This window comes from Acidimicrobiales bacterium (assembly GCA_030747595.1).
GTDB lineage: Bacteria > Actinomycetota > Acidimicrobiia > Acidimicrobiales > MedAcidi-G1 > UBA9410.
This window is the reverse complement of record JASLKK010000058.1, coordinates 1-644: the sequence shown is the minus strand read 5'-3', so window position 1 is coordinate 644 and position 644 is coordinate 1. Positions and strand designations below refer to the sequence as shown.

At 51.9% G+C, this 644-nt stretch carries 1 protein-coding gene; it reads left to right on the top strand.

The window, feature by feature from the left end:
• Nucleotides 1–122 precede the first annotated feature (122 nt).
• Nucleotides 123–644, top strand: a 522-nt coding sequence (locus QF777_12065; GenBank protein MDP6912271.1) for a hypothetical protein, incomplete at its 3' end; no start/stop codon positions are given.

The following is a 644-nucleotide window of genomic DNA, read 5'->3' as shown; positions in this document are numbered from 1 at the left end:
TCATGGAGCATGCCCGGGGGAGCGATTCCGAATCAGACTCTGAGTCGGACTCTGAGTCGGAGGAACCGGCGCCTTCCGTAAATAAGGCGACGCCGAAATCAGCGAAGAAGTCCGTTAAGGAAGTGTCGAGCGAATCTGAATCTGAGTCTGAGTCTGAGTCTGAGTCTGAGTCTGAGTCTGCATCTGAAGACAGCGACGACGATTCTTCCGACGAGGACGAATCCGACAGCGATGATGGTCCGGTGGATGGTAAAAACAAAGACGATTCATCCGATTCGTCCGACTCTGAAGACTCCGACGATTCTTCTGATTCCGACGTGTCTGAAGATATTAACGTGATCCGTTCTGCGACCAAGCGTTTGGCGGAATCGACGCCTGGCTCCTCGGCGAAGAAACAGAAAATGACGACGCCGGTCTCTAAAAAGGCGCCGGCTACTCCGAAGACGCCGACCACCGATAAGAAAATGAACAGTGACGAATACGCCAACGCCATCGTCGACTTTCTCAAAGAAAATCCCGACACGATGATGTCGGCTCTCGGCGGACGCGTGAAGAAGCCGAAAAACTTCCCGTTGAAGCTCGGTGAGTTCATCAAGTCTCGTTCAGATTTATTCAAAATAGATGGTGCGTATGTTCGTCTCGTA